Below are 26,657 nucleotides of genomic sequence, written 5' to 3' on the forward strand. Positions count from 1 at the left end.
GAGCGGCGGCCGGCCCGCCTTCGAGGTCCGCGCCGTCCTCGCCGCGACCCTCTCCCCCGCCTGGGGCGTCTACAGCGGCTACGAACTGTGCGAGAACACCCCGCTCAGGGAAGGCAGCGAGGAGTACCTCGACTCCGAGAAGTACCAGCTCAAACAACGCGACTGGGAAGCCGCCGCACGCGAGGGCCGCACCATCGCCCCCCTCATCACCCGCCTCAACGCCATCCGCCGCGCGAACCCGGCCCTGCGGCAGTTGCGCGACCTCCACTTCCACCACGCCGACAAGGACGCGGTGATCGCGTACTCGAAGCGGAGCGGATCGAACACGGTTCTGGTGGTCGCCAACCTCGACCCCCACCACACCCAGGAAGCCACGGTCTCGTTGGGCATGCCGCAACTCGGCCTGGAATGGCACGAGTCGACGCCGGTGCGCGACCTGCTCACCGGCGACACCTATCACTGGGGCAGGGCCAACTATGTGCGCCTCGGTCCGGGCGGCGCGCACGTGCTGGCCGTCGGCCGGGATCCCGGGGACCGCCCACCGGGTGAGCACAGCCGGGTCCTGCGACCGTCCACCCCGCCGATCGGAGGGTCACCCACCATATGATCGTCAACGAGCCCGTCCCGGACACCTTCGAGGACACTCCCGCCAAGGACCGGCACCCGGATTGGTTCAAGAGCGCCGTCTTCTACGAGGTCCTGGTCCGCTCCTTCCAGGACAGCAACGGCGACGGCATCGGCGACCTGAAGGGCCTGACCGCCAAGCTCGACTACCTGCAGTGGCTCGGCGTCGACTGCCTATGGCTGCCGCCCTTCTTCAAGTCGCCTCTGCGGGACGGCGGTTACGACGTCTCCGACTACACCGCCGTACTGCCCGAGTTCGGCGACCTGGCCGACTTCGTGGAGTTCGTCGACTCGGCGCACCAGCGCGGCATGCGCGTGATCATCGACTTCGTCATGAACCACACCAGCGACCAGCACCCGTGGTTTCAGGAGTCGAGGAAGGACCCCGACGGCCCGTACGGCGACTACTACGTCTGGGCCGACGACGACAAGCAGTTCCAGGACGCCCGGATCATCTTCGTCGACACCGAGGCCTCCAACTGGACGTACGACCCCGTACGCAAGCAGTACTACTGGCACCGCTTCTTCTCGCACCAGCCGGACCTCAACTACGAGAACCCGGCCGTGCAGGAGGAGATGATCTCCGCGCTCAAGTTCTGGCTGGACCTCGGCATCGACGGGTTCCGGCTGGACGCCGTGCCGTACCTGTACCAGCAGGAGGGCACCAACTGCGAGAACCTGCCGGCGACGCACCAGTTCCTCAAGCGGGTCCGCAAGGAGATCGACGCCCAGTACCCCGACACCGTGCTGCTCGCCGAGGCCAACCAGTGGCCCGAGGACGTCGTCGACTACTTCGGCGACTTCACCTCCGGCGGCGACGAGTGCCACATGGCCTTCCACTTCCCCGTCATGCCGCGCATCTTCATGGCCGTACGCCGCGAGTCCCGCTACCCGGTCTCCGAGATCCTCGCCAAGACCCCGGCCATCCCGTCGAACTGCCAGTGGGGCATCTTCCTGCGCAACCACGACGAGCTGACCCTGGAGATGGTCACCGACGAGGAACGCGACTACATGTGGGCGGAGTACGCCAAGGACCCCCGCATGCGCGCCAACATCGGCATCCGCCGCCGGCTGGCGCCGCTGCTCGACAACGACCGCAACCAGATCGAGCTGTTCACCGCCCTGCTGCTGTCGCTTCCCGGCAGCCCGATCCTGTACTACGGCGACGAGATCGGCATGGGCGACAACATCTGGCTCGGCGACCGCGACGCCGTCCGCACCCCGATGCAGTGGACCCCCGACCGCAACGCCGGCTTCTCCAGCAGCGATCCCGGGCGCCTCTTCCTGCCCACGATCATGGACCCGGTCTACGGCTACCAGGTCACCAACGTCGAGGCGTCCATGTCGTCGCCCTCGTCGCTGCTGCACTTCACCCGCCGCATGATCGAGATCCGCAAGCAGAACCCCGCGTTCGGGCTCGGCTCCTACACCGAACTGCAGTCCTCGAATCCGGCGGTGATCGCCTTCCTGCGCGAGTACGAGGACGACCTCGTGCTGTGCGTGCACAACTTCTCGCGGTTCGCGCAGCCCACGGAACTGGACCTCAGGCAGTTCACCGGACGCCATCCGGTCGAGCTGTTCGGCGGGGTGCGGTTCCCGGCCATCGGTGAACTGCCGTACCTGCTGACCCTCGCGGGTCACGGCTTCTACTGGTTCCGGCTGCGCCGGGACACGGCGTAGTGCCCGCCGGGTGGGGCGGCCGGCGGTTTCCGCCGCCCCACCCGGGGCACGCAACACACACACCCCGACGATCCGGGGAAAGGAACGCGACGCCCATGGCGGAAACGGTCACCACCTTCGGTACGGACCGGACCACCGGTCACCTGCTCACGTCACTCGACCCGCTGCTGCGCGAGTGGCTGCCCCGGCAGCGCTGGTTCGCGGGCAAGGGACGTCCGGTCACCGGGTTCACCCAGGTGGCCGTCACCGAACTGCTGCCCCCGGACGGCCGGCTGGGCCTGTACCACCTGCTGCTGCGCGTGCACCAGCCGTCCGTGCTGGGCGCGCCCCCGCACCCCGGCGACTGCTACCAGTTGCTGATAGGCGTGCGCGAGGCGCTGCCGCCCCGGCTGGCGCCCGCGCTGATCGGGCATGTGGAAGAGGGGCCGCTCGCCGGACGCACGGTGTACGAGGCCCTGTACGACCCCCGGCCCGCCGAGGTGCTCCTGGAGGCCCTGCGCACCCGGGCGCGCATCGGCGGGCTGCGGTTCGAACGGGCCCCGGACCAGGAGATCCGGGACGGCCTCGTACCGCGGCTGATGACCGCCGAGCAGTCCAACTCGTCGGTTGTGTACGGAGATACGTTCATCCTGAAGCTGCTGCGCCGGGTGGTACCCGGGGTCAACCCCGACCTGGAGCTACCGCTCGCCCTGGCCCGCGAGGGCTGTGCCCGGGTGCCCGCGCCGACGGCGTGGCTGCTCGCCGGCCCCGACCCGGAGCCGTACGTCCTGGCCGTGCTCCAGCCGTTCGTGAGCGGCGCGGACGACGGCTGGGAACTGGCCCTGCGCGAACTGGCCAAGGGCGAGGACTTCGTCGCCGAGGCACGGGCGCTGGGCCGGGCGACCGCCGAGGTGCACACCGCGCTGGCGCGCGCCCTGCCGGCCGTCACCCTGGGCCAGGCCCAGCTCCGGCTGCTGGTGGACGGCATGACCGAGCGGCTGGAGGCGGCGGTGCGGGCGGTGCCGGCGCTGTTGCCCTACGAGCGCGGGCTGCGGTCCGCCTTCGAGGCGCTGCGGGACCTGGCCGCCGAGGGGCACTCCTGGACCGCCCAGCGCGTCCACGGCGACCTGCACCTCGGCCAGTGCCTGCGCTCGCCGTCCGGCGACTGGTCGCTGATCGACTTCGAGGGCGAGCCGGCCCGTCCGCTGGCCGAGCGGCGCATGCCGCAGCCTCCGGTGCGGGACATCGCCGGAATGCTGCGCTCCTTCGACTACGCCGCCCACTCGGTGAACCCGCCCGCGCCGGACTGGGCCCGGCACTGTCGGGCCGCCTACTGCTCCGGGTACGCGGAGGTCACGGGCCGCGATCCGCGTACCGATCCGGTGCTGCTGCGCGCCTACGAGATCGACAAGGCCGTCTACGAAGTCGTCTACGAGGCCCGCCACCGCCCCGACTGGCTGCCCGTGCCGCTCGCGGCGGTCCGCCGCCTCGCCACGTCCGACCCGACCCTCGCCCGGGAGAACCGTCCGTGACGTCCAAGAAGTCAGCCACCCCGAAGAACAAGTCAGGCAAGAGCAAGACGGACAAGAGCAAGGCCGAGAGGAGCACGGCCGACAGGAGCGCCGACAGCAGCAGGTCTGGGGAGCCCAGGAGCGACCGGGCCGCGATCCCGGCAGCCCGCAGGCCCGAGCCGCCGGCCCGGCCGGATCCGGTGGAGGCGGTGGTCTCGCCCGCGATCGACGCCGGCGACCGGGCGCGGCTGCTGGACGGCACGCACCACGCCCCGCACTCCGTGCTCGGCGCCCACCCGGCCGGGGGCGGGCTCGCCTTCCGGGCCTTCCGTCCCTACGCCCAGGCGGTCACCGTGGTCTCCGGGGACCTGCGGGCGGAGCTGCACGACGACGGCGACGGCTTCTTCTCCGGGCTGCTCCCGCTCGCCGACGTCCCCGCCTACCGGCTGCTCGTGACGTACGACGGCACCGTGCACGAGACGGAGGACGCCTACCGGTTCCTGCCCACGCTGGGCGAGCTGGATCTGCACCTGATCGGCGAGGGCCGGCACGAGCAGCTCTGGCGGGCGCTCGGCGCGCACGTCACGACGCACCAGGGGGTGACGGGCACCCGGTTCGCGGTGTGGGCGCCGAACGCGCGCGGCGTGCGGGTCGCCGGCACCTTCAACTTCTGGGACGCCGGCGCCTTCCCGATGCGCTCGCTCGGCTCCTCGGGCGTCTGGGAGCTGTTCGTGCCGGGCATCGGCGAGGGCGAGCTGTACAAGTTCGAGATAACCCGCCCGGACGGCTCGCGCACCCTGCGCGCCGACCCGCTGGCCCGGCGCACCGAGGTACCGCCGGCGACCTCCTCCGTGGTGCACGCCTCGCACCACGAGTGGGGCGACGCCGAGTGGCTGGCCCGGCGCGCGGACACCCCCGTCGAGAAGGCGCCGTTCTCGGTGTACGAGGTCCACCTGCCCTCCTGGCGGCCGGGCCTGACCTACCGGCAGCTCGCCGAGCAGCTCCCCGCCTACGTGACGGAGATGGGCTTCACACACGTGGAGCTGATGCCGGTCGCGGAGCACCCGTTCGGCGGTTCCTGGGGCTACCAGGTCACCGGCTTCTACGCGCCGACGGCACGGCTCGGCACCCCGGACGACTTCAAGTACCTGGTGGACCGGCTCCACCAGGCGGGCGTCGGCGTCCTGATGGACTGGGTCCCGGCGCACTTCCCGCGCGACGCGTGGGCGCTGGCCGAGTTCGACGGCCGGCCGCTGTACGAGCACCACGACCCCAAGCGCGCGGCCCATCCCGACTGGGGCACCCTCGAGTTCGACTTCGGCCGGCGCGAGGTGCGCAACTTCCTCGTGGCGAACGCGGTGTACTGGTGCGAGGAGTTCCACATCGACGGGCTCCGGGTGGACGCCGTCGCCTCGATGCTCTACCTGGACTACTCCCGCGAGCCCGGCCAGTGGACCCCGAACGAGCACGGCGGCCGGGAGAACCTGGACGCGGTCGCCTTCCTGCAGGAGATGAACGCGACCGTCTACCGGCGCTGCCCCGGCGTGGTGACCATCGCGGAGGAGTCGACGGCCTGGGACGGCGTCACCCGCCCCACCCACCACCGCGGCCCGAGCGGCTTCGGCGGCCTGGGCTTCGGGCTGAAGTGGAACATGGGCTGGATGCACGACTCGCTGCAGTACATGAGCCACGATCCGGTGCACCGCAGCCACCACCATGGCGAGATGACCTTCTCGATGGTGTACGCGTACAGCGAGAACTACGTGCTGCCCATCTCCCACGACGAGGTCGTGCACGGCAAGCGGTCGCTGGTGTCGAAGATGCCGGGCGACTGGTGGCAGCAGCGCGCGAACCTGCGCGCCTACCTCGGCTTCATGTGGGCGCATCCGGGCAAGCAGCTGCTCTTCATGGGCCAGGAGTTCGCCCAGGGCGCCGAGTGGTCCGAGGCGCACGGCCCGGACTGGTGGCTGCTCGACCCGGCCTACGGCGCCGAGGCCGAGCACCGGGGCGTGCGGGACCTGGTGCGGGACCTGAACGCAGGCTACCGGGCCACGCCGGCCCTGTGGCAGCGGGACACCGATCCGGCCGGCTTCCGGTGGATCACCGGTGACGCGGCGGAGGACAACGTCTTCGCCTTCCTGCGCCGCGACGCCGAGGGCAATCCGCTGCTCGCGGTGTCCCATCTGGCGCCGGTGGTGCGGCACGACTACCGGATCGGTGTGCCGGAGGACGTTCCGGCGTGGGTGGAGGTGCTGAACAGCGACGCCGGACGGTACGGCGGGAGCGACGTCGTCAACCCGGACGCGGTGAAGCCGGAGCCGCAGGCCTGGCACGGGCAGCCGGCGAGCATCCGGCTGACGCTGCCGCCCCTGGCGACGGTGTGGCTGCGGCCGGCCTAGACCGTCCCGCTCCCCCCGCCCGCCCCTCCCGGGGGCCCGGTACCACCGGAGGAGCCGATGCGGACCGGCCCCTCCGGTGGATCCGTCAGGCCTTCAGCGCCGCCGGCAGGTCGCCGGTGTGGAGCACGCCGAGGCGCTGGGTGGCACGGGTGAGGGCGACGTAGAGGTCGCTCGTGCCGTAGCGGGCCGGTTCGACGACCAGGACCGCGTCGAATTCCAGGCCCTTGGACTGGCGGGGGTCGAGCAGGACGACGGTGCGGGTCAGGTCGGGTTCCCCGCCCGCCGTCACCCCGTCGAGCCGGGCGGCCAGCGCCGGGTGCAGGTCGCGCGGGGCGATGACCGCGAGCCGGCCCTCCTCGGGGGTGAGTTCGGCGACCGCCTCGGCGACCGCGCCGGGCAGGTCGCCCTCGGCGTCCCGCACCCAGGGCCGCACGCCCGTCGAGCGCACCGAACTCGGCGGTTCGAAGTCCGGGTTCTCGGCGCGCACCACGGCCGCCGCCAGTTCCATGATCTCGGCCGGGGTGCGGTAGTTGACGCCCAGCCGGGTGTGTTCCCAGCGGTCCTCGACGTAGGGCGTGAGGATGTCCGCCCAGGAGCCGACGCCGGCCGCCTCCGCGGTCTGGGCGGGGTCGCCCACCAGGGTCATCGATCGGGTCGGGCTGCGGCGCATCAGCAGCCGCCAGGCCATCGGCGACAGCTCCTGCGCCTCGTCGACGATGATGTGGCCGAAGGCCCAGGTCCGGTCGGCGGCGGCCCGCTCGGCGGCGCTGCGGTGGTCGGCCTCCTCGTGCCGCTCGGCGAACCGCTCGGCGTCGATGATGTCGTGGGCGGACAGGACCTCGCTGGCGTCCGGGTCGCTGTCCTCCTTGTCCTCGAACTCGTAGGTGCGCGAGGCGTAGGAGACGTCGAGCACGCCCTGGGCGTAGGCGACCTGGGTCTCCCGCTCGCGTTCGGCGCGGGCCCTGGCGATCCGGTCGTCCTCGCCGAGGAGTTCGGCCGCCTCGTCGAGGAGGGGCACGTCGGCGACCGTCCAGGCCCGGGTCTGCGGGCGGCGGATCGCGTCGGCGTCGGCCGGGGACAGGTAGCCGTCGGGCTCGGCGAGGAAGTCGGCCACCAGGCGCCGCGGGGTGATGCGGGGCCACAACCGGTCGACGGCGGACCAGACCTCGGGGTTCTCGGCGAGTTCGTCGCGGATCTGGGTGATGTCGGCGGGGTCCAGCAGGCTGCTGCCGTCGTACGGGTCGGTGCCCACCCGCTCGGCGTACAGCTCGGTGAGCGTGTTGAGGATGTGGCCCTCGAAGTACTCACGGGCCGCGTTGTGGGGCAGCCCGGCGGCGCGGGTGCGCTCACGGGCGACGGCCACGAGCCCGTCGTCCAGCATCAGCACCTCGCGCTCGTGCTCGACGGCGATGACCGGGTCGGGCAGGGCCTGCCGGTCGCGTACGACGGCGGCGAGCACGTCGGCCATGCCGGCGCGGCCCTTCACGGCTGCCGCCTCGGGCGTGTCCTGCGCGGTGGCCCGCACCCCGGGGAACAGCTCGCCGACCGTGGCCAGCAGTACGCCGGTCTCACCGAGGGAGGGCAGCACCTCGCCGATGTAGCCGAGGAAGGCGGGGTTGGGCCCGACGATGAGCACGGCGCGGCGGGCCAGCAGCTCCCGGTGCTCGTAGAGCAGGTAGGCGGCCCGGTGCAGCGCCACGGCGGTCTTGCCGGTGCCGGGACCGCCCTCGACCACCAGCACCCCGCGGTGCGAGGCCCGGATGATCTCGTCCTGCTCGGCCTGGATGGTCTGCACGATGTCGCTCATCCGGCCGGTCCGCGCCGAGTTGAGCGCGGCGAGCAGGACGGCGTCGCCGCTGGGGTCCTCGTGGCCGGTGCGGGTGGCGTCGCCGAGGTCGAGGATCTCGTCGTGCAGCGAGGTCACGGTCCGGCCCTCGGTGGTGAGGTGCCGGCGGCGGCGCAGCCCCATCGGGGTGTGGCCGGTGGCCAGGTAGAACGGGCGGGCCACGTCGGCCCGCCAGTCGATGAGGACCGGGGTGCGCTCGGCGTCGTCCTCGCGCAGCCCGATGCGGCCGATGTGGTGGCTGACACCGGAGGTCAGGTCGATCCGGCCGAAGCAGAGCGAACCGTCCACCGCGTTCAGCGCGGCGAGCAGCCCGGAGCGCTCGGCGACCAGGATGTCCCGCTCCAGCCGGGCCTGCATGGGCTTGTCGCCCTGCGCGAGCGCGTCCGCGACCGAGGTCTCGGCCTCGCCGCGCAGCACGTCGACGCGCGCGTACAGTCCGTCGATGAATTCCTGCTCGCGCCGCAATTCACCGTCCGGAAATTCGGTGTTTGACAATTCCGCTCCCGCCCGGATATACTCTGCTCAGTGAACTTCTTCGCGATCTCATTCAAATGAAGTCGCGAACCACTGAATATACGCAGAGAAATCCCCCGAGCGCAATTGCTCAGGGGATTTTTTGGTGTGCGGGCCCGCTTTCAGAGCACGTCGGCCAGTTCCTCCAGCAGCCGCCTCCCGGACCGCGCCCCCACCATCGCCTTCACCGGCTCGCCGTCGCGGAACACCATGAACGTCGGCATCGACAGCACCTTGTAGGCGTTCGTGGTCCCGGGGCTGGTGTCCACGTCGAGCTGCACCACCTTCAGCCGGCCGCGCTGCTCGCGGGCCAGGTCGCTGAGCACCGGCCCCATCTGGCGGCACGGCGGGCACCAGTCCGCGGTGAACTCCACCAGCACCGGCAGATCCGCCCGCAGCACCTCCGTCCCGAAGTCCGCGTCCCCCACCTCGGCCACACCCGCTGCTCTGGTCATGTCTCCCGCCCTCCCAGTTCGCACAGGGGTTCCGGACCGCCCGGAACCAGCGACTCGGCGGCCAGCGCCTCCCGGGCGCGCTCGGCCCGCTCCAGCTGCCCGGCGACCGTCGCCCGCACCGCCGTGAGCTGCCCGACGAGAGCGTCCAGCTCCCGCAGCTTGCGCCGGTAGACCAGCAGGGACGCCGGGCAGGAGTCGCCCTGCGGATGCCCGGCCCGCAGGCACTCCACGAACGGCCTCGTCTCCTCCAGCTCGAACCCGCAGTCGCGCAGGATCCGGATCTGGTGCAGCAGCCTGAGGTCGTCCTCGTCGTAGGTGCGGTGTCCCTTGTCGTCGCGCCGGGCGGGCAGCAGTCCCCGCGTCTCGTAGTAGCGCAGGGCGCGGGTGGTGGTCCCGGCCCGTGCGGCCAGCTCGCCGATTCGCATGCGTACGACGGTAGGCGTTGACGTCGGCGTCAAGGCAAGGACGGGAAAGCCGGGCGGCCGGGTCACAGGGGAACCCGGCCGCCCGGCGAGAGCCGGACGCCCGGCCCGGGTTCAGGCGGGGCCGCGCGTCCGGAGCCTTCGGATCAGGCCCTGGCCAGCTCCTTCTCCTCGCCCTCGCGGGGCTCGGGCAGCCCGGTGACGGAACTCTTCTCGTCCAGCAGCGTCGTCTCGTCGAACGGGATCTCACCGGCCAGCACCTGCCGCACCCGGCCGTTGTCGATCTCCTTGGTCCAGGTGCCGATCAGCACGGTGGCCACGGCGTTGCCGGCGAAGTTGGTCAGGGCGCGGGCCTCGCTCATGAACCGGTCGATGCCGACGATCAGGCCGACGCCGTCGACCAGCGCGGGCTTGTGCGACTGCAGGCCGCCGGCCAGCGTGGCCAGGCCGGCGCCGCTGACGCCGGCGGCGCCCTTGGAGGCCAGCAGCAGGAAGAGCAGCAGCGGGATCTGCTCGCCGACCGACATCGGGGTGCCCAGGGCGTCGGCGATGTACAGCGACGCCATGGTCATGTAGATCATCGTGCCGTCGAGGTTGAAGGAGTAGCCGGTCGGCACGGTGATGCCGACGACCGGCTTGCTGACGCCCAGGTGCTCCATCTTCGCGATGAGCCGCGGCAGCGCGGACTCGGAGGAGGAGGTGGACAGGATCAGCAGGAACTCCCGGGCGAGGTACTTGCACAGGGAGAGGATGTTCACGCCGGCGACGATCCGCAGCACCGCGCCGAGCACGACGAAGACGAACAGGAAGCAGGTCACGTAGAAGCCGAGCATCAGCACGGCGAGGCTCTTCAGCGCGTCCAGGCCGGCCGAGCCGACGACGGCCGCGATGGCGCCGAAGGCGCCGATGGGCGCGGCCCACATGACCATGGACAGGATGCGGAAGACCAGCCGCTGGATGTGCTCGACGCCGCGCAGCACCGGCTGCCCGGCCGAGCCCATGGCCTGCAGCGCGAAACCGGCGAGCAGGGCGATCAGCAGGGTCTGCAGCACCTGGCCCTCGGTGAAGGCGGACACGAAGGTGACCGGGATGATCGAGAGCACGAAGTCGACGGGCGGCAGCGCGTCGCTGGAGACCTGGGCGTGCCCGGTCTGCTTGAGCGCGTCGGTCAGGTGCAGTCCGTCCCCGGGGTGCAGCACGTTGCCGACGACGAGTCCGATGGCGAGCGCGACCAGCGACATCACCAGGAAGTAGCCGAGCGCGATACCGCCGACGGCGCCGACCTTCGCGGCCTTGCGCACGGAGCCGATGCCCAGCACGATCGTGCAGAAGATGATCGGCGAGATCATCATCTTGATCAGGTTCACGAAGCCGGTGCCCAGCGGCTTCAGCTCGACCGCGGCATCGGGCCAGATCAGTCCCACGGCGATACCGAGTGCGACCGCCACGATGACGGCTATGTACAGGTAATGGGTCCGGTCCCGCTTGGCGCGGGGTGCGGCAGGTGCCGTATCGGGGGTGCTGGCGGCCACGGCTGCCCTCCTTGACGTCTTCGTCGGCATCACCGGCGTGCGGCTCACGTCCGGGGTGGGGGATGCCGTGACTATCTCCCGCCCTGTGAGAGCGGTCACCCTTCCGTTCATTTAGTTCACGCCTGAAAGGAGAGGCACACTGCAGGCATGCGTCTCCCGTCCCTGCCCCGGCCCCGGCCCCGCAGCCTGGCGACCCAGCTGTTCGCCGTGCAGGCGGTGCTGATCGCGGTGGTGGTGGCCGGGTACGCGCTGTTCACCTACCTCAACGACGGCCGGCAGGCGCAGGACGCGGCGGCCCGGCACGCGACCGCCGTGGCCCGCTCGGTGGCGGACTCCCCCTCGGTCCGCGCGGCGATCCACACCCCCGACCCGACCGCGGAGCTGCAGCCCTACGCGGTGCGGGTGATGCGGGACACGAACGTCGACTTCGTGACGATCATGAACCCCGCCGGCATCCGCTGGACGCATCCCGACGAGCGGCAGATAGGCCGGCACTTCCTGGGCAGGACCGATCCCGCACGGCACGGCCGCACCTTCACCGAGACCTACACCGGCACCCTCGGCGCGTCCGTGCGCGCGGTGACCCCGGTGGAGGAGAACGGCCGGGTCATCGGGCTGGTGAGCGCGGGCATCAAGGTCGAGGCGATCAGCGCCCGGGTCCAGGAGCAGGTCACCGCCCTGCTGGGGGTGGCCGGCGGGACCCTGCTGCTGGGCGCGGTGGGCACCTATGTGATCAACGCCCGGCTGCGCCGGCACACCCACGGCATGAACGCGACCGAGCTGAGCCGGATGCACGACTACCACCAGGCCGCCCTGCACGCGGTGCGCGAGGGGCTGCTGATGCTGGACGGGCAGTACCGGGTGGCGCTGATCAACGACGGCGGCCGTGAGCTGCTGGGGGTGGGCGGCGCCGGTGACCCGGACCTGATCGGGCGCTCGGTGGCCGACCTGGGGCTGCCGGTTCCGCTGACCGGGGCGCTGCTGTCCTCGCAGCCGCGGGTGGACGAGGTGCACCTGACGGCGTCCCGGGTGCTGGTGGTGAACACCTCACCGGTGTCGGGCGGCGAGCGCCGGGGCACCGTGGTGACGCTGCGCGACGTGACCGAGCTGCAGTCCCTGATGGGCGAGCTGGACTCGGAGCGGGGCTTCACGCAGGCGCTGCGGTCGCAGGCGCACGAGGCGGCGAACCGCCTGCACACGGTCGTCTCGCTGATCGAGCTGGGCCGGGCCGAGGAGGCGGTGGAGTTCGCGACGGCCGAACTGGAGCTGGCGCAGGCGCTGACCGACCAGGTGGTCGCGGCGGTGAGCGAGCCGGTGCTGGCCGCGCTGCTGCTGGGCAAGACCGCGCAGGCGAACGAGCGGGGCGTGGAGCTGGTGGTGTCGGCGGACAGCCGGCTGGACGACGAGCTGCTGCCCGCGGGCCTGTCCGCGCGGGACCTGGTGACCATCCTCGGCAACCTCATCGACAACGCGGTGGACGCGGCGCAGGGCAGCACCGGGGCCCGGGTCACGGTGACGGCGTACGCGGAGGGCGCCGAGCTGGTGCTGCGGGTCTCGGACACGGGGGCCGGGGTCGACCCGGCCCACGCGGACCTGGTATTCCAGCGGGGGTACTCGACGAAACCGGCGGGTCCCGGCGGACGGGGCCTGGGCCTGGCCCTGGTCCGGCAGGCGGTCACGCGTCACGAGGGCGCGCTGGCGGTGGCGGAGGCCGAGGAGGGCGGCGCGGTGTTCGAGGTGCGGTTGCCGTTGCGCACGGCGGTGGGTGGCGGCGGATGACCGGGGAGCGACAGGCGATCCGGGTCCTCGTGGTGGAGGACGATCCGGTCGCCGCCGACGCGCACGTGATGTACGTCGGGCGGGTGCCGGGGTTCGTCGCGGTCGGGAAGGCGCACACCGGGGCGGAGGCACGACGGTTCCTGGACCGGACGGCGGTGGACCTGCTGCTCCTCGATCTGCACCTGCCCGATGTGCACGGACTGCAGCTCGCCCGGTCCCTGCGGGCGGCGGGGCACCACGCGGACGTCATAGCGGTGACGTCGGCGCGGGATCTGGCCGTGGTCCGCGAGGGCGTCTCGCTGGGCGTCGTGCAGTACGTCCTGAAGCCGTTCACCTTCGCCACGCTGCGCGACCGGCTGGTGCGCTACGCCGAGTTCCACGCCGCGGTGGGCGAGGCCAGCGGGCAGGACGAGGTGGACCGTGCCCTGGCCGTGCTGCGCGCGCCGTCCCCCGCCGCGCTGCCGAAGGGCCTGAGCGGTCCCACCCTGGAGCGGGTGACCGGCGCCCTGCGGGAGGCCCCGGAGGGTCTGGCGGCGACCGGCGTCGCCGAGGCCGTGGGCATCTCCCGGATCACCGCCCGCCGCTACCTGGAGCACCTGGTCGACGCCGGAAGGGCCGAGCGGCGCCCGGTCTACGGCCAGGTCGGCCGCCCGGAACTGGTCTACCGCTGGACCCCGGGCCCCCCGTCCCGCTGACCCCGGGCCCCGGGCCCCGGGCCCCGATCACACCCCCTCCCCCACGTCCCCTGCCCCCCTGACACCCGGCACCCCGGCCGTCCCGGCGCCCGGCGCGCCGGCGGCTCCGGCACCCGGCACTCCGGCCGTCCCGTCACCCGCCGGCCCGTCACCCGCCGTCCCGTCGTCAGGGGCCCCGGCTGCTCCGCCTCCGTGGTCCGGCCCCCAGCCGGCCCCGGGCGCAGCACCCGGCGCCCCCGCGGCTCCAGCCCCGTCACCCGGCGCCCCCGCGGCTCCAGCCCCGTCACCCGGCGCCCCCGCGGCTCCAGCCGCGGCGCCCGGCGCCGCCGCGGCCGGTCCGCCGGAGGCGCCCGTCCCGAACGGCAGCGCGTACTGGACGATGTAGACGCCCAGGCCGGTCACCGAGGCGGCTTCCAGGACGGACAGGGTCGCCAGTCCCGGCGGGACGTCGTCGCCGACCCAGTAGACGATCAGCGCGCTCAGCGGCACCACGCAGAAGGCCAGCAGGTCGACCACGCACTGGGCGGCCTTGCGGGACACCCGTCGCGCGTCGCCCCGGTGGGCGGTCTCCCAGCGGAAGACCTCCGCGTCCCGCACCCGGACCGTCGCGGCGAGCCGGGGCCCCAGCTCCTCGCGCACATAGGCCCCGATGGCGGAGATCTTCTGGTCGTTGACCAGGTACGTCCAGCCCAGCACGACGCACACCGGCGGCAGCGCCAGCAGCATCGCGGTCTGTTTGGCCTGCGCGGCGGCCGCGATCACGGCGGCCACGACGGTCAGCGTGACGTAGAGCAGATTGTCCCGGAACCCGATGCGGGTCTTCTGCTCGTCCTTGATCGTCTGGTACTCGGCGAGCAGCAACTGCCCCACGCCGATGTCCGGTTCGGCCATGTGCGCCCCTTCCCCCCCTGCGTACCTGGAGAGTCTGCCTCAGCCGGGGCCCGCCATTCCGGCTCTCGCCGCACTTCCGCCGGAGTCGGCGCTCACGGACCGGCCGGCCGGCGGACGGCCGCCTCGCCTGCCCCGTCCGCCGAACGTCCAAATCCGTGCCCCCGCACAGCGGGTGATCCTGGTGGAACCCACCGTGGTCAGCGGCCCGCCGCGGCCCTAGCTTGTCCCGAGTGCGCCCACTCCCGTCCCGACCCGATTCCGCCGGCCCCCCGTTCGACGCCCAGGCCGCCCGCAGACTGCGGGCGGCCCTCGGCATGGGGCCCGAGCACGTCGCCCACACCATGCGCGTCTCGTACGGGCTGCCGTACGTGACACCCGGCCTCGTGGTCGCCTGGGAACGCGGCACGGCCGCCCCGGGCGGCGCCGAGATCGGCGCGCTCGCCGGGGTGTTGTGGTGCTCCCCGGGAGAACTCATCAGCCGCCCGCGGACCCTGCGCGAGCACCGCGTCGCCCGCGGGATCGCGCCGGAGGACGTCGCCCACGCGGTCGGCATGGATCTGCGCGGTTACCTGCGGGCGGAGGAGAGCGGGCAGTGGCGCGGCGACGAACGCCGGTCGGCCGCCCTCGCCCGGGTGCTGGAGCTCGCCCCGCCCGACTTCGTCGCCGTCACGGGCCGCGAGGCGCCGCTCGCCGGCCTGCTGCGCGGCGCGGTGACGACCCGCTGGCAGGCCCAGGTGCGGCCGGTGACGAGACTGGTGCCCCTGGCTCAGGGCGTCGTGGAGGAGGCGCTGCGGGAGCTGCACCAGGACTACCAGGGGCGCATGGCCGCCACCCTCGGCTGGGGCGGCGGCGGCAGCGGCGCGGGCGAGTCCGGCCGGGAGTTCCTCGACCGGATCGTGGACAACTTCTGGGCGGCGGTGACGTCCAGGAGCCGCTGAGCAGGGGGCGGGAGGGCCTAGAAGACCGACTCCGCCTCGTCCATGCGGTCCTTCGGGACCGTCTTCAGCTCGGTGACGGCCTCCGCGAGCGGGACCATCACGATGTCGGTGCCGCGCAGCGCGGTCATCCGGCCGAACTCCCCGCGGTGCGCGGCCTCGACGGCGTGCCAGCCGAAGCGCGTGGCGAGGACCCGGTCGTAGGCGGTGGGCACGCCGCCGCGCTGGACGTGGCCGAGGATGACCGGCTTGGCCTCCTTGCCGAGCCGCCGCTCCAGCTCGTAGGCCAGCGCGGTGCCGATGCCCAGGAAGCGCTCGTGCCCGTACTGGTCGATCTCGCCCTTGCCGTAGTCCATGCTGCCCTCGGCGGGGTGCGCGCCCTCGGCGACGCAGATGACCGCGAACTTCTTGCCGCGGGCGAAGCGTTCCTCGACCATCTTGACCAGGTCGGCCGGGTCGAAGGGGCGTTCGGGCAGGCAGATCCCGTGGGCGCCGGCGGCCATGCCGGACTCCAGGGCGATCCAGCCGGCGTGCCGGCCCATGACCTCGACGACCATCACACGCTGGTGGGACTCGGCCGTGGTCTTCAGGCGGTCCATGGCCTCCGTGGCCACGCCGACGGCGGTGTCGAAGCCGAAGGTGCGGTCGGTGGAGGAGATGTCGTTGTCGATCGTCTTCGGCACGCCGACGACCGGCAGACCGGCGTCGGACAGCATCCGGGCCGCCGTCAGGGTGCCCTCGCCGCCGATCGGGATCAGCGCGTCGATGCCGAACTCCTCGACCATGTCGGCGGCGCCCTCGCAGGCCTCGCGCAGCCGGTCGCGCTGGAGCCGGGAGGAGCCGAGGATGGTGCCGCCGCGAGCGAGGATGCCGCTGACCGCGTCCAGGTCCAGCGCCCGGTAGTGGCGGTCGAGCAGGCCCCGGTAGCCGTCCTCGAAGCCGATGACCTCGTCGCCGTACTGCGCCACCGCCCGGTGCACGACCGACCGGATCACGGCGTTCAGGCCGGGGCAGTCGCCGCCTGCGGTGAGAACTCCGATGCGCATCGTGCTGTGTCTCCTGCTCGCTGTCGGTGCCTGTGAGCCAATCCCGATTGTTTCACGTCCGCCGACCGGGTGATGTCTTGACGGGCGCCTTAACCCTCCCCGGGGGTATTGTCAAGAGGGTTCCGCCCAGCCGGGCGGGCGATTTTTGTGCCACGGAAGAGACCGGCGGGACGACGAGACGGAAGAACGGAGTGCACACGTGACGCGCAGCGTGTACGTGACCGGCATCGACCGCGGCGACGGCCGCCAGGTGGTCGAACTGGGGGTCATGGAGCTGCTGACCCGGCAGGTGGACCGGGTGGGCGTGTTCCGGCCACTCGTCCACGACGGACCCGACCGCATGTTCGAGCTGCTGCGCTCGCGCTACCGGCTCTCGCAGGACCCGGCCACCGTCTACGGCATGGACTACGTCGAGGCGTCCGCGCTCCAGGCCGAGCAGGGCACCGACGAACTGGTCTCCACCCTGGTCGACCGCTTCCACCTGGTGGCCCGTGACTACGACGTCGTCCTGGTCCTCGGCACCGACTTCGCCGCCACCCAGCTCCCCGACGAACTCTCCCTGAACGCCCGCCTGGCCAACGAGTTCGGCGCGTCCGTGCTCCCGGTGGTGGGCGGCCGCGGGCAGCCCGCCGACTCGGTGCGCGCGGAGATCCGCAACGCGTTCCGGGCGTACGACGGGCTCGGCTGCGACGTGCTCGCCATGGTCGCCAACCGGGTGGACCGCGAGGACCGCGACGAGATCGCGCGGCGGCTCGCGGACCGGCTTCCGGTGCCCGTGTACGTGCTGCCCGACGAACCCGCGCTGTCCGCGCCCACGGTCGCGCAGATCGCCCAGGCCCTCGACGCCCGGGTGCTGCTCGGCGACGACTCCGGGCTGGCCCGGGACGCGCTGGACTTCGTGTTCGGCGGCGCGATGCTGCCCAACCTCCTCACCGCGCTGACCCCGGGCTGCCTGGTGGTGACCCCGGGCGACCGCGCCGACCTGGTCGTCGGCTCGCTGGCCGCGCACAGCGCCGGGACCCCACCGATAGCCGGGGTGCTGCTCACCCTGAACGAGGTGCCGAGCCAGGAGATCCTCACGCTGGCCGCCCGGCTCGCCCCGGGCACCCCGGTGCTCTGCGTGGCCGGCAACAGCTTCCCCACCGCCGAGCGGCTGTTCTCGATGGAGGGCAAGATGACCGCGGCCACCCCGCGCAAGGCGGAGACCGCGCTCGGCCTGTTCGAGCGGTACGCGGACAGCGCGGACCTCGCGCGCCGCGTCTCGGCCCCGAGCAGCGACCGGGTGACCCCGATGATGTTCGAGCACAAGCTGCTGGAGCAGGCCCGCGCAGACCGGCGCCGGGTCGTGCTGCCGGAGGGGTCCGAGGAGCGGGTGCTGCACGCGGCCGAGGTGCTGCTGCGCCGGGGCGTGTGCGACCTGACCCTGCTCGGCCCGGCCGACGCGATCCGCAAGAAGGCGGCCGACCTGGGCATCGACCTGGGCGACAGCCAGGTGATCGACCCGGCCACCTCCGAGCTGCGCGACGCGTTCGCCGAGCGGTACGCCCAGTTGCGCGCCCACCGCGGCGTGACCGTGGAGCTGGCCTACGACGTCGTGTCGGACGTCAACTACTTCGGCACCCTGATGGTGCAGGAGGGCCTGGCCGACGGCATGGTGTCCGGCTCGGTGCACTCCACCGCCGCCACCATCCGGCCGGCGTTCGAGATCATCAAGACGACGCCGGAGTCCTCGATCGTCTCCTCGGTCTTCTTCATGTGCCTGGCCGACAAGGTGCTGGTCTACGGCGACTGCGCGGTCAACCCCGACCCGGACGCCGAGCAGCTCGCGGACATCGCCGTCCAGTCGGCGGTCACCGCCGCGCGGTTCGGGGTGGAGCCGAGGATCGCGATGCTGTCGTACTCCACGGGCACCTCCGGCTCGGGCGCCGACGTGGACAAGGTGCGCCAGGCAACCGAGCTGGCGCGGGCGCGGCGCCCGGACCTGAAGATCGAGGGGCCGATCCAGTACGACGCGGCCGTGGAGCCGTCCGTGGCCGCCACCAAGCTGCCCGGCTCGGAGGTCGCCGGGCAGGCCACCGTGCTGATCTTCCCCGACCTGAACACCGGCAACAACACCTACAAGGCCGTGCAGCGCTCGGCCGGCGCCGTCGCGGTCGGCCCGGTGCTGCAGGGCCTGCGCAAGCCGGTCAACGACCTGTCCCGGGGCGCGCTCGTCCAGGACATCGTCAACACCGTCGCCATCACGGCGATCCAGGCCCAGACCCCCAGCGAGAAGGCGGCCGAGCTGTGACCACCCCGACCCGAGTCCTCGTCCTCAACTCCGGCTCCTCGTCGGTGAAGTACCAGCTCCTGGACATGCGGGACAGCAGCCGGCTGGCGGTGGGTCTTGTCGAGCGGATCGGCGAGCAGACCTCGCGGCTGGAGCACACCTGCGTCATGAGCGGCGAGACCCGCGAGCAGGACGGGCCGATCGCCGACCACGACGCGGCGCTGAAGGCCGTGGCCGGGGAGCTGGCCCGGGACGGCGTGGGCCTGGACTCGCCCGAGCTGGCCGCGATCGGGCACCGTGTGGTGCACGGCGGGATGTTCTTCACCGAGCCGACCCTGATCGACGACGCGGTGCTCACCGAGATCGAGCGGCTGATCCCGGTCGCGCCGCTGCACAACCCGGCCAACCTCACCGGCGTCCGCACCGCGAAGGCGCTGCGCCCGGACCTGCCCCAGGTGGCGGTCTTCGACACCGCCTTCCACACGACGATGCCGGAGTCCGCGGCGCGCTACGCGATCGACCCGAGGATCGCGGACCGGCACCGCATCCGCCGCTACGGGTTCCACGGCACCTCGCACGCCTACGTCTCCCGCCGGACCGCGAAGCTGCTGGGCAAGGACCCCTCGGAGGTGAACGTCATCGTGCTGCACCTGGGCAACGGCGCCTCCGCGTCCGCCGTCGAGAAGGGCCGCTGCGTGGACACCTCGATGGGGCTCACGCCTTTGGAGGGGCTGGTGATGGGTACGCGATCCGGTGACCTTGATCCGGCGGTCATCTTCCATTTGGCCCGCGTCGGCGGAATGTCCATGGACGAGATCGACGGTCTTCTCAACAAGAGGAGCGGTCTGTTCGGCCTGTGCGGGGACAATGACATGCGGGAGATCCGCCGGCGGGTCGACGAGGGCGACGAAGAGGCCGCCCTCGCCTTCGACATTTACATTCACCGGCTCAAGAAGTACATCGGCGCCTATTTCGCGGTGCTCGGCCGGGTGGACGCGGTGGCGTTCACGGCCGGGGTCGGCGAGAACGCGGCGGCGGTGCGCGAGGCCGCGATCGCCGGACTCGAACCGCTGGGCCTGGTGGTCGACGGCGGGCTGAACGCGGCGCGCGGCCGGGAACCGCGGCTGATCTCGCCCGCGTCCGCCCGGGTGGCGGTCGCGGTGGTGCCGACCGACGAGGAACTGGAGATCGCGACGCAGACCTACGAACTGGTCGGAAAGAAGAGCTGAGCAATACACCGGAGTAACACGCCTGAGCGCATGACCGCCCATTTGTATCTTCCGCCAGACGGAATATTCCGCAGCGAAACAAACCGATAGGATCGCCCCATGCGCCGTTCGAAAATCGTCTGTACTCTCGGCCCCGCGGTCGACTCCCACGAGATGCTCGTCGCCATGATCGAGGCGGGTATGAACGTGGCCCGTTTCAACTTCAGCCACGGCTCCCACGCCGAGCACCAGGCGCGGTACGACCGCGTCCGGGCCGCGTCCAAGGAGACCGGCCGGGCCATCGGCGTACTCGCCGACCTGCAGGGCCCGAAGATCCGCCTGGAGACCTTCGCCGAGGGCCCGGTCGAACTCGAGCGGGGTGACGAGTTCGTCATCACCACCGAGGACGTCCCGGGCGACAAGCAGATCTGCGGAACGACCTACAAGGGCCTGCCGGGCGACGTCTCGCGCGGCGACCAGATCCTGATCAACGACGGCAACGTCGAGCTGAAGGTCCTGGACGTCGAGGGCCCCCGGGTGCGGACGATCGTCATCGAGGGCGGCGTGGTCTCCGACCACAAGGGCATCAACCTGCCCGGCACCGCGGTGAACGTGCCCGCGCTGTCCGAGAAGGACGTCGACGACCTGCGCTTCGCCCTTCGCATGGGCTGCGACATGGTCGCCCTCTCCTTCGTCCGGGACGCCAAGGACGTGCACGACGTGCACCGGGTGATGGACGAGGAGGGCCGCCGGGTCCCGGTGATCGCCAAGGTGGAGAAGCCGCAGGCGGTCGAGAACATGACGGACGTCGTGATGGCGTTCGACGGCGTGATGGTGGCCCGCGGCGACCTGGCCGTGGAGTACCCGCTCGAGAAGGTCCCCATGGTGCAGAAGCGCCTGATCGAGCTGTGCCGGCGCAACGCCAAGCCGGTGATCGTGGCGACCCAGATGATGGAGTCGATGATCACCAACTCCCGTCCGACCCGCGCCGAGGCCTCCGACGTGGCCAACGCGATCCTGGACGGCGCGGACGCGGTCATGCTGTCGGCGGAGTCCTCGGTGGGCGCCTACCCGGTCGAGACGGTCAAGACGATGTCGAAGATCGTCACCGCGGCCGAGGAGGAACTGCTCTCCAAGGGCCTGCAGCCGCTCGTCCCCGGCAAGAAGCCGCGCACGCAGGGCGGCTCGGTCGCCCGTGCCGCCGCCGAGATCGCCGACTTCCTCGGCGGCAAGGGCCTGATCGCCTTCACCAAGTCCGGTGACACCGCCCGCCGGCTGTCCCGCTACCGCGCGGCCCAGCCGATCCTGGCCTTCACCACCGACGAGGGCACCCGCAACCAGCTCACCCTGAGCTGGGGCGTGGAGTCCCACATCGTGCCGTTCGTCAACAGCACCGACGAGATGGTCGACATGGTGGACCAGGAGCTGGCAAAGCTGCACCGCTTCAACCCCGGTGACACGGTGATCATCACCGCCGGCTCGCCCCCCGGCGTCCCCGGCACCACCAACATGGTCCGGGTGCACCACCTGGGCGGCAAGAACGACTGACGGGCCTAGGGCCTCGGCACGCACTGAGGGCGCCCCCTGTGACAGGGGGCGCCCTCAGCTCTGTGCGCGGCTCCCGAACGGGCTCGTGGGGACGCTCAGTCGGTGGTGTACAGGTGCATGCCGGGCACGTGCAGGTCGCCGCCGAACTGGGCCGCCTGGACCACGTGCACCTTGGTGAAGTAGATCAGCGGGATGTTCAGCGGCGGCGGGCTGTCCGGGCTGAACGTGACCGGGATCAGCCCCAGCAGGTTGCCGGAGATGCTCTCGGTGTACATCACCGTGTCGCCGCCGGTGATGGTGGACGTCGAGCCCTTGGCCGCCTGCACGTGGTACGTCTTGCCGGCCTGCTTGTCCTTCACCGTCTGGTGCAGGTCGCCGATGTCCGTGCCGCCCGAGATGACGTACTTCAGCACCTTCTTGGTGGTGCCGTTGGCCGTCTTGACCTCGACGATGCCCTTGTAGTCGGCGCCCTTCAGCGTCAGCGAGCTGGCGTCCAGGTACCAGGGGTCGTCCGCCACCGGCACCTTGTTGTCGACGCCGCTCTCGGCGTCGGTGGCCGCCGGGCAGTCCTCGGGGGACGTCGTGGCGCTCGCGGACGGGCTGGGCGTCGCCGACCCGGCCGCGTCCCCGGCCGCCTTCGTGGTGTCCTCGACCGTCTTGGCGGCGTCCCCGGCGGTCTCGGAGACCTTGCCGGTGGTGTCCTTGACGGTGCCCGTGACCGTGTCCGTGACGGTCTTGGTCGTCTTCTCGACGGTGTCCTTGACCGTGCCGGCCGCGCCGCCCTCGGTGCCCGAGGAGGAGCCGGCCGACGGGGACGGCGACGGCTCCGGGCTCGCGGACGTGCCGGAGTCCGTCTTGCCGCCGGTGAGGAGGTCACCGAGCGTGTCGCCGAGCGTGCCCAGCACACCGCCGGTGCTCTTGGTCGCCGACGCGGACGCCGACGGGTCCGGCGTCGCCGTGCCGCCGCCGGACCCGGAGTCCGAACCCGAGCCGGAGGAGCCGGACGTCGCCGTGGGCTCGGGCGCGGGCTTCTCGTCGGAACCTGAATCCGGCGAGGAGGTCCGGCCCGGGTCCGGCGTGCCGTCGTCCTTGGCCTCGGCGGAGGCCGTGGGGGCCGGCGTCGCCTCGCCGGTGGACTCGCTCGCGGACGGCGACGGCGAGGCCGAGGCCTTCCCGGAGTCCTTCAGCGCGTCGACGCAGTCCTGGTACTCCGCGGCCTTCTGGCTGTTGGAGGTCGCCGTGCCGTTGTTGTCGGCGAGGGCGAGCGTCGATGTGAAGCCCATCCCCACGATGACGGCGGTGGGCATCGCCACGGAGGCGATCGCCTTGCCGGCGGGCATATGGAACCTGGTGAACAGCGGCCGCCTGGGTGCCGCGTGGCGGGGACCGGTTCTCGCACGGGATCCGTCCACATCGGCCCCGTGGGTCACCTCGTCAGCCGGCACTGTGCCTCCCGTTCGCCCCGTTGGCCGGGCTCGTTCCTGACAGGTCGTTCGACTCGTGCACGGCGCCCGCCTCCGGCGTCTTGTCCAGCCAGGACCCGGGGGTGTCCGACCGCCCCGTGCCGGGGCCCTCAGCGCCCTCCTGCGCGGCCGGCGAGCCCGGCACCCAGGACACGGCCATGGCACCGCCGACGAGCGCGAGCAGGAAGCCGACGATGAAGCCGCCGAAGTTGGACACGGGCAGGGACACCAGCCCGAGCAGGATCGCGGCGACGCCCGCGAAGGTCCGTACGTGCTTCTGGAACCAGAGGCTGATGCCGAGGACGACCAGCAGCACTCCGATGATCAGCGACCCGGCGCCCGCGGTCGTCGACATCGCCAGGGTCAGGTGACCGACCTGGAGATGGGCGTACGGGAAGTACATGATCGGAAAGCCGCTGAGCAGGACGAAGAGGCCGGCCCAGAACGGCCGGGTGCCCCGCCAGGCGCGGAACTGCAGCCTGCGGCGGGTGAACTCGCCGGGTTCGGCGGCAGGAGTCTCGGCGCTCATGGAAAACAGCTCCCTGGTGCGGCGTTGCTGTGGTGGTGATGTGTGCCGCGTGTGAACACGCGGCCGGAGTGTGGACGGGCGGGGGCGCCATCGGCTCCCCCGCCCGTTCAGTGAGTGCTCAGTAGCACTCGACGCCCGCGCCGCTGCCCTTGTGCAGCGACATGTGCAGACCGCTGAGCTTGAAGGTTCCGGCGGTGGTCGCCCACGCCGTCTGCCTCACGTCGGTCAGGTCCGCCGAGTCCGCCTGCTGGGCGAAGCCGAACGGGTTGGCCTGCTCGCCGTTGCCCTTCATGCCCGGACCCTTGCTCGCGTCCTTGGCGGCAACACCGATGTCGATGTTGTGGAAGACGGCGTCGGTCTGCAGGTCCTCGACGTCGATGTACAGACGGTCGGCCTGGACCTGCTTGTCCTTGTCGGAGCTGTCACCCGCCTCCAGGCGGAGCGTGACGTTCCCGAAGCCCGGGATGGGGCTGACGACCGACTGGCACATCTTCTGGATCGTGGCCGACTTGAAGGCCGAGACCGCGACCGGGTGCTGCGTCTTGTCACCGGTCAGGGTGTAGCCGTCGTCGAGCGCTCCGTACTGCGAGAAGCCCTCGCCGTGGAGCGACTTCGCCGTCACCTTGAACGACTGGCCCGAAACGCTGAACGAAGCAGCGAGGGCACCCTGCGCCAGGGCGACACCTATCGCTGCCGTGGCGGCGACGCTGGGCACCATGACCACAGCGAACCGCTTCCATCTGGTCCCGCCACGCACCTGGGACTCCATATTTCCTCCTTCTCGGACGTACATCTCCTGGCCCGGCTCGCCCCTATCGGCGGCTCGGCCGGGCAGGGATGGGAGAAGTGCTACGTCCTCGGAAAGGAGAGCGCCCGTACTCATCAGGCACGAACCGCGCCCGAACCACCGGCGATCACCCCCGAGCGACAACCACTGGTCGCGCCTGACACGCATCACGCACAACCTTCTGGACAGGCTTCGCCGTACGGCGAAGACCCCCCTGTCCTAGAGCCGGCGCCACTGCCGCCGGCTCTGCTCGGTGGGGACCCAGAGTCTCCCTCGACCCGGCCGGCTGCCGGGGGTACGGGAATGGACCGAGCGTCGCCGATCGTGGTGCATTCTCGGCCCCGGCACAAGGGGGTTCGTTACTCGCTAGTAACGGCCGGATAACCGAACAACGACCCAGCGGTCCCGAAGGGCGACGCTGGGTGGCAGCCGAGGGCAGAGCAAAGCCGTTGATCCTTGGACGAATCCAGACAGATCAACGGCTGCGATTTACTCGGAGTAACAGCGGCCGCAATTGCCAAGTTTTGGCAAAGTGCGACCGCCCTGACGCCTCGTCGGCAAAGTTTTCACCCCGGCATCACACGCCGCGGCGTTTAGCGACTGGTCAGAACAGAGCCCGGGCGAGGGCCCGTCGGGCCCCGACCACGCGCGGGTCCTCCGGCCCCACGACCTCGAACAGCTCCAGCAGCCGGCGGCGCACCGCGTCCCGGTCCTCGCCCGCCGTGCGCCGCACGGCGTCGATGAGCCGCCCGAAGGCGTCGTCGACGTGCCCGCCGACGAGGTCCAGGTCGGCGGCCGCGATCTGCGCGTCCACGTCGCCCGGCTTCTCGGCGGCCTCCTTGCGCACCAGCTGCGGGTCCATGTCCTGCACCCGCTGCAGCAACTCGGCCTGCGCGAGGCCGAGTTTGGCCTCCATGTTGCCCGGGTCGTCGCTCAGCACGTTCCGGTACGCCTGGACGGCGCCGCCCAGGTCCCCCGCGTCCAGCGCCTGTACGGCGGCCTCCAGCAGCGCGTCGTACGGTCCGGCCGGCGCCTCCTGCGGCACGGCGGCGCCGGGCGCGGCGTCCGGGTCGACGGTCAGGCCGGTGAGGCCGAAGCGTTCCTCGGCGACCTGCACCAGCTGGTCGAGGGTCTGGCGGATCTGCTGTTCGCCGGCGGCGCCCTGGAAGAGGGGCAGCGCCTGCCCCGCCACGACGGCGAAGACGGCCGGGATCCCCTGGACCCCGAACTGCTGCATCAGCATCTGGTTGGCGTCGACGTCGATCTTGGCGAGCAGGAAGCGCCCGTTGTACTCGACCGCCAGTCGCTCCAGGACCGGGCTCAGCTGCTTGCAGGGCTGACACCACTCGGCCCAGAAGTCGATGACGACCGGCACTTCGGCGGACCGCTGCAGGACATCCCGCTCGAATCCCGCCTCATCGACGTCGATGACGAGGTCGGCCGGGGAGACGGCCCCCGCGCCGCCCTGCCGGGCGGCTTCGGCGCGCGTCTGCTCGGCCTTGGCCTTGGCCTCCTGGGCCGCCTTCACCGCGGCGAGGTCGACGACGCCGCTCATGGACATGTTCCGTGGCTGCATGCGTCTATCCTCCCCTGTCCCGGCGCCTGAAAGAAAAAAGCGGTGTGCCCGGCGCCGGGTCCCCACCCCACGCCGGTGACAGTCGCCCGTGTACGTCCCTCACGAGCTTTCGCTACGACCCGTAGCGTAATGCCCCGCACGAGCCCCGCGACACCGGTCACCGGTGATCTCCCTCACGACCGCACAGTTTCCGCCGGTTATGGTCGGGGCATGCAGAGCCGCCGTACCGCCAGCCGTACCGGACGTCCGCGCAGCGCCGCCGCGGACGCCGCGATCCTGGCCGCCACACGGGAGGCACTGGTGGAGCTGGGCTGGTCGAAGCTGGCCCTCAGCGACGTGGCCCTGCGGGCCGGGGTCGCCAAGACGACGCTCTACCGGCGCTGGGCGGGCAAGAACGAACTGGTGGTGGACGCGGTCGCGGAGCTGTTCGACGAGCTGGAACTGCCCGACCGCGGCAGCCTGGCCGCCGACATCGAGGGCGTGGTCCTGCAGTTCGCGGCGATCCTGGCCCGCCCGGAGGCCAGAAGTGGCCTGATGGCGGTGGTCGCGGAGGCGACCCGGGACGACGCGCTGCGCGAGCGGATCCGCGCCTCGATCGTGGACCGGCAGATGCGCCTGGTCCTGGAGGGCCGCGCCCGGGCCCAGCGGCGCGGCGAGCTCCCGCCCGAGCCGGATCCGACGGAGTCGTCCCGCACGGTGGACCTGATCTTCGACATGGTGGCGGGCGCGGTGGTGCACCGCACCCTGGTGAGCGGCAAGCCGGCGGACCAGGCCTGGGTGCACGGCTTCACCCGGGTGCTGCTGCTCGGCCTGACCGCCCAGCCGGACGGCGGCACGGCTTAGGCCGTACCGCCGGGGCGGACCGGGCCGAACCGCCGAGGCGGACCAAGCCGTCCCGCATGGGCGTACCCGGCCGGGCCCACTGGGGCAGACCGGGCCGGACCACCGAGGCGGACCGGGCCGAACCGTC

20 protein-coding genes and 1 pseudogene are annotated in these 26,657 nt (G+C 71.8%); 11 read left to right on the plus strand and 10 right to left on the minus strand.

The genetic code is table 11. The annotated features are described in order from the left end of the window. The 4 genes from TNCT1_RS00005 to glgB form a co-directional block, all read left to right on the plus strand. A partial coding sequence (locus TNCT1_RS00005; protein WP_143626779.1) for a DUF3459 domain-containing protein occupies nt 1–607 on the plus strand: 607 nt, incomplete at its 5' end. Continuing rightward, entirely contained in the window at nt 604–2,304 is a 1,701-nt protein-coding gene (gene treS / locus TNCT1_RS00010) for a maltose alpha-D-glucosyltransferase (RefSeq protein ID WP_143626781.1), read from the plus strand. The genes TNCT1_RS00005 and treS, both read left to right, overlap by 4 nt. 95 nt (nt 2,305–2,399) lie before the next feature. After that, a complete protein-coding gene (locus TNCT1_RS00015; RefSeq protein ID WP_143626782.1) occupies nt 2,400–3,815 on the plus strand; it encodes a phosphotransferase in 1,416 nt (471 codons plus the stop codon). Beyond that, the gene (glgB, locus tag TNCT1_RS00020) at nt 3,812–6,193 is read left to right on the plus strand and encodes a 1,4-alpha-glucan branching enzyme (protein WP_143626784.1); all 2,382 of its coding nucleotides are present in this window, start codon (nt 3,812–3,814) and stop codon (nt 6,191–6,193) included. Before TNCT1_RS00015 ends, glgB begins: the two co-directional genes overlap by 4 nt. 85 nt (nt 6,194–6,278) lie before the next feature. On the opposite strand, the gene TNCT1_RS00025 is transcribed toward glgB, so the two are convergent. The 4 genes from TNCT1_RS00025 to TNCT1_RS00040 all read right to left on the minus strand — a co-directional run bounded on the left by TNCT1_RS00025 (nt 6,279) and on the right by TNCT1_RS00040 (nt 10,991). Further along, complete coding sequence (locus tag TNCT1_RS00025) at nt 6,279–8,504, minus strand: UvrD-helicase domain-containing protein (protein ID WP_143628222.1); 2,226 nt, start codon at nt 8,502–8,504, stop codon at nt 6,279–6,281. 170 nt (nt 8,505–8,674) lie between these two features. Then, complete coding sequence (locus TNCT1_RS00030) at nt 8,675–9,007, minus strand: co-chaperone YbbN (RefSeq protein WP_143626786.1); 333 nt, start codon at nt 9,005–9,007, stop codon at nt 8,675–8,677. Further along, nucleotides 9,004–9,432 carry a MerR family transcriptional regulator gene (locus TNCT1_RS00035; protein WP_143626788.1) on the minus strand — a complete coding sequence of 143 codons (429 nt, stop codon included), beginning with the start codon at nt 9,430–9,432 and terminating at the stop codon, nt 9,004–9,006. The genes TNCT1_RS00030 and TNCT1_RS00035 overlap by 4 nt, the downstream gene beginning before the upstream one ends. 143 nt (nt 9,433–9,575) lie before the next feature. Continuing rightward, the gene (locus tag TNCT1_RS00040) at nt 9,576–10,991 is read right to left on the minus strand and encodes a cation:dicarboxylate symporter family transporter (protein WP_143628224.1); all 1,416 of its coding nucleotides are present in this window, start codon (nt 10,989–10,991) and stop codon (nt 9,576–9,578) included. A 117-nt stretch (nt 10,992–11,108) separates the two neighbouring features. Here TNCT1_RS00040 and TNCT1_RS00045 point away from each other — a divergent pair, with 117 nt between their 5' ends. Continuing rightward, the gene (locus tag TNCT1_RS00045; RefSeq protein WP_143626790.1) at nt 11,109–12,740 is read left to right on the plus strand and encodes a sensor histidine kinase; all 1,632 of its coding nucleotides are present in this window, start codon (nt 11,109–11,111) and stop codon (nt 12,738–12,740) included. Further along, entirely contained in the window at nt 12,737–13,435 is a 699-nt protein-coding gene (locus tag TNCT1_RS00050; RefSeq protein ID WP_143626792.1) for a response regulator, read from the plus strand. The genes TNCT1_RS00045 and TNCT1_RS00050 overlap by 4 nt, the downstream gene beginning before the upstream one ends. 348 nt (nt 13,436–13,783) lie before the next feature. Here TNCT1_RS00050 and TNCT1_RS00055 read toward each other — a convergent pair. After that, nucleotides 13,784–14,326 (minus strand): annotated as a pseudogene (locus TNCT1_RS00055) (hypothetical protein); the annotation flags it as partial. 230 nt (nt 14,327–14,556) lie between these two features. Here TNCT1_RS00055 and TNCT1_RS00060 point away from each other — a divergent pair. After that, complete coding sequence (locus TNCT1_RS00060; RefSeq protein WP_174266081.1) at nt 14,557–15,264, plus strand: helix-turn-helix transcriptional regulator; 708 nt, start codon at nt 14,557–14,559, stop codon at nt 15,262–15,264. Between the two features lie 17 nt (nt 15,265–15,281). Here TNCT1_RS00060 and TNCT1_RS00065 read toward each other — a convergent pair whose 3' ends face one another. Beyond that, nucleotides 15,282–16,307, minus strand: a complete 1,026-nt coding sequence (locus tag TNCT1_RS00065) for an ATP-dependent 6-phosphofructokinase (RefSeq protein WP_143626796.1) — start codon at nt 16,305–16,307, stop codon at nt 15,282–15,284. A gap of 199 nt (nt 16,308–16,506) precedes the next feature. Between TNCT1_RS00065 and pta the strand changes: the two genes are divergently transcribed. The 3 genes from pta (at nt 16,507) to pyk (ending at nt 21,332) form a co-directional block, all read left to right on the plus strand. Beyond that, nucleotides 16,507–18,597, plus strand: coding sequence for a phosphate acetyltransferase (gene pta / locus TNCT1_RS00070; protein WP_143626798.1), 2,091 nt, complete (start codon nt 16,507–16,509; stop codon nt 18,595–18,597). Then, nucleotides 18,594–19,805: an acetate kinase gene (locus TNCT1_RS00075; protein ID WP_143626800.1), complete on the plus strand. Its 1,212-nt coding sequence runs from the start codon at nt 18,594–18,596 to the stop codon at nt 19,803–19,805. Before pta ends, TNCT1_RS00075 begins: the two co-directional genes overlap by 4 nt. Nucleotides 19,806–19,904: 99 nt before the next feature. Beyond that, nucleotides 19,905–21,332, plus strand: a complete 1,428-nt coding sequence (pyk, locus tag TNCT1_RS00080) for a pyruvate kinase (RefSeq protein ID WP_143626802.1) — start codon at nt 19,905–19,907, stop codon at nt 21,330–21,332. A gap of 95 nt (nt 21,333–21,427) precedes the next feature. Here the strand turns inward: pyk and TNCT1_RS00085 are convergent, their stop codons facing one another. The 4 genes from TNCT1_RS00085 to TNCT1_RS00105 form a co-directional block, all read right to left on the minus strand. After that, a complete protein-coding gene (locus TNCT1_RS00085; RefSeq protein WP_174266082.1) occupies nt 21,428–22,777 on the minus strand; it encodes a hypothetical protein in 1,350 nt (449 codons plus the stop codon). After that, nucleotides 22,767–23,324 (minus strand): DUF6114 domain-containing protein, encoded by a 558-nt coding sequence (locus TNCT1_RS00090; RefSeq protein ID WP_143626806.1) that lies wholly within the window; start codon nt 23,322–23,324, stop codon nt 22,767–22,769. Before TNCT1_RS00090 ends, TNCT1_RS00085 begins: the two co-directional genes overlap by 11 nt. Before the next feature lie 118 nt (nt 23,325–23,442). Further along, nucleotides 23,443–24,093 (minus strand): DUF6230 family protein, encoded by a 651-nt coding sequence (locus TNCT1_RS00095; RefSeq protein WP_143626808.1) that lies wholly within the window; start codon nt 24,091–24,093, stop codon nt 23,443–23,445. Nucleotides 24,094–24,715: 622 nt separating this feature from the next. Then, nucleotides 24,716–25,687, minus strand: a complete 972-nt coding sequence (locus TNCT1_RS00105; RefSeq protein WP_143626810.1) for a tetratricopeptide repeat protein — start codon at nt 25,685–25,687, stop codon at nt 24,716–24,718. Between the two features lie 210 nt (nt 25,688–25,897). Between TNCT1_RS00105 and TNCT1_RS00110 the strand changes: the two genes are divergently transcribed. Beyond that, on the plus strand, nt 25,898–26,530 hold the full coding sequence (locus tag TNCT1_RS00110; RefSeq protein WP_143626812.1) for a TetR/AcrR family transcriptional regulator: 633 nt from the start codon (nt 25,898–25,900) through the stop codon (nt 26,528–26,530). Nucleotides 26,531–26,657: the final 127 nt, after the last annotated feature.

Origin of the sequence: Streptomyces sp. 1-11 (assembly GCF_007176755.1) — a bacterium.
Classification (GTDB): Bacteria; Actinomycetota; Actinomycetes; order Streptomycetales; family Streptomycetaceae; genus Streptomyces.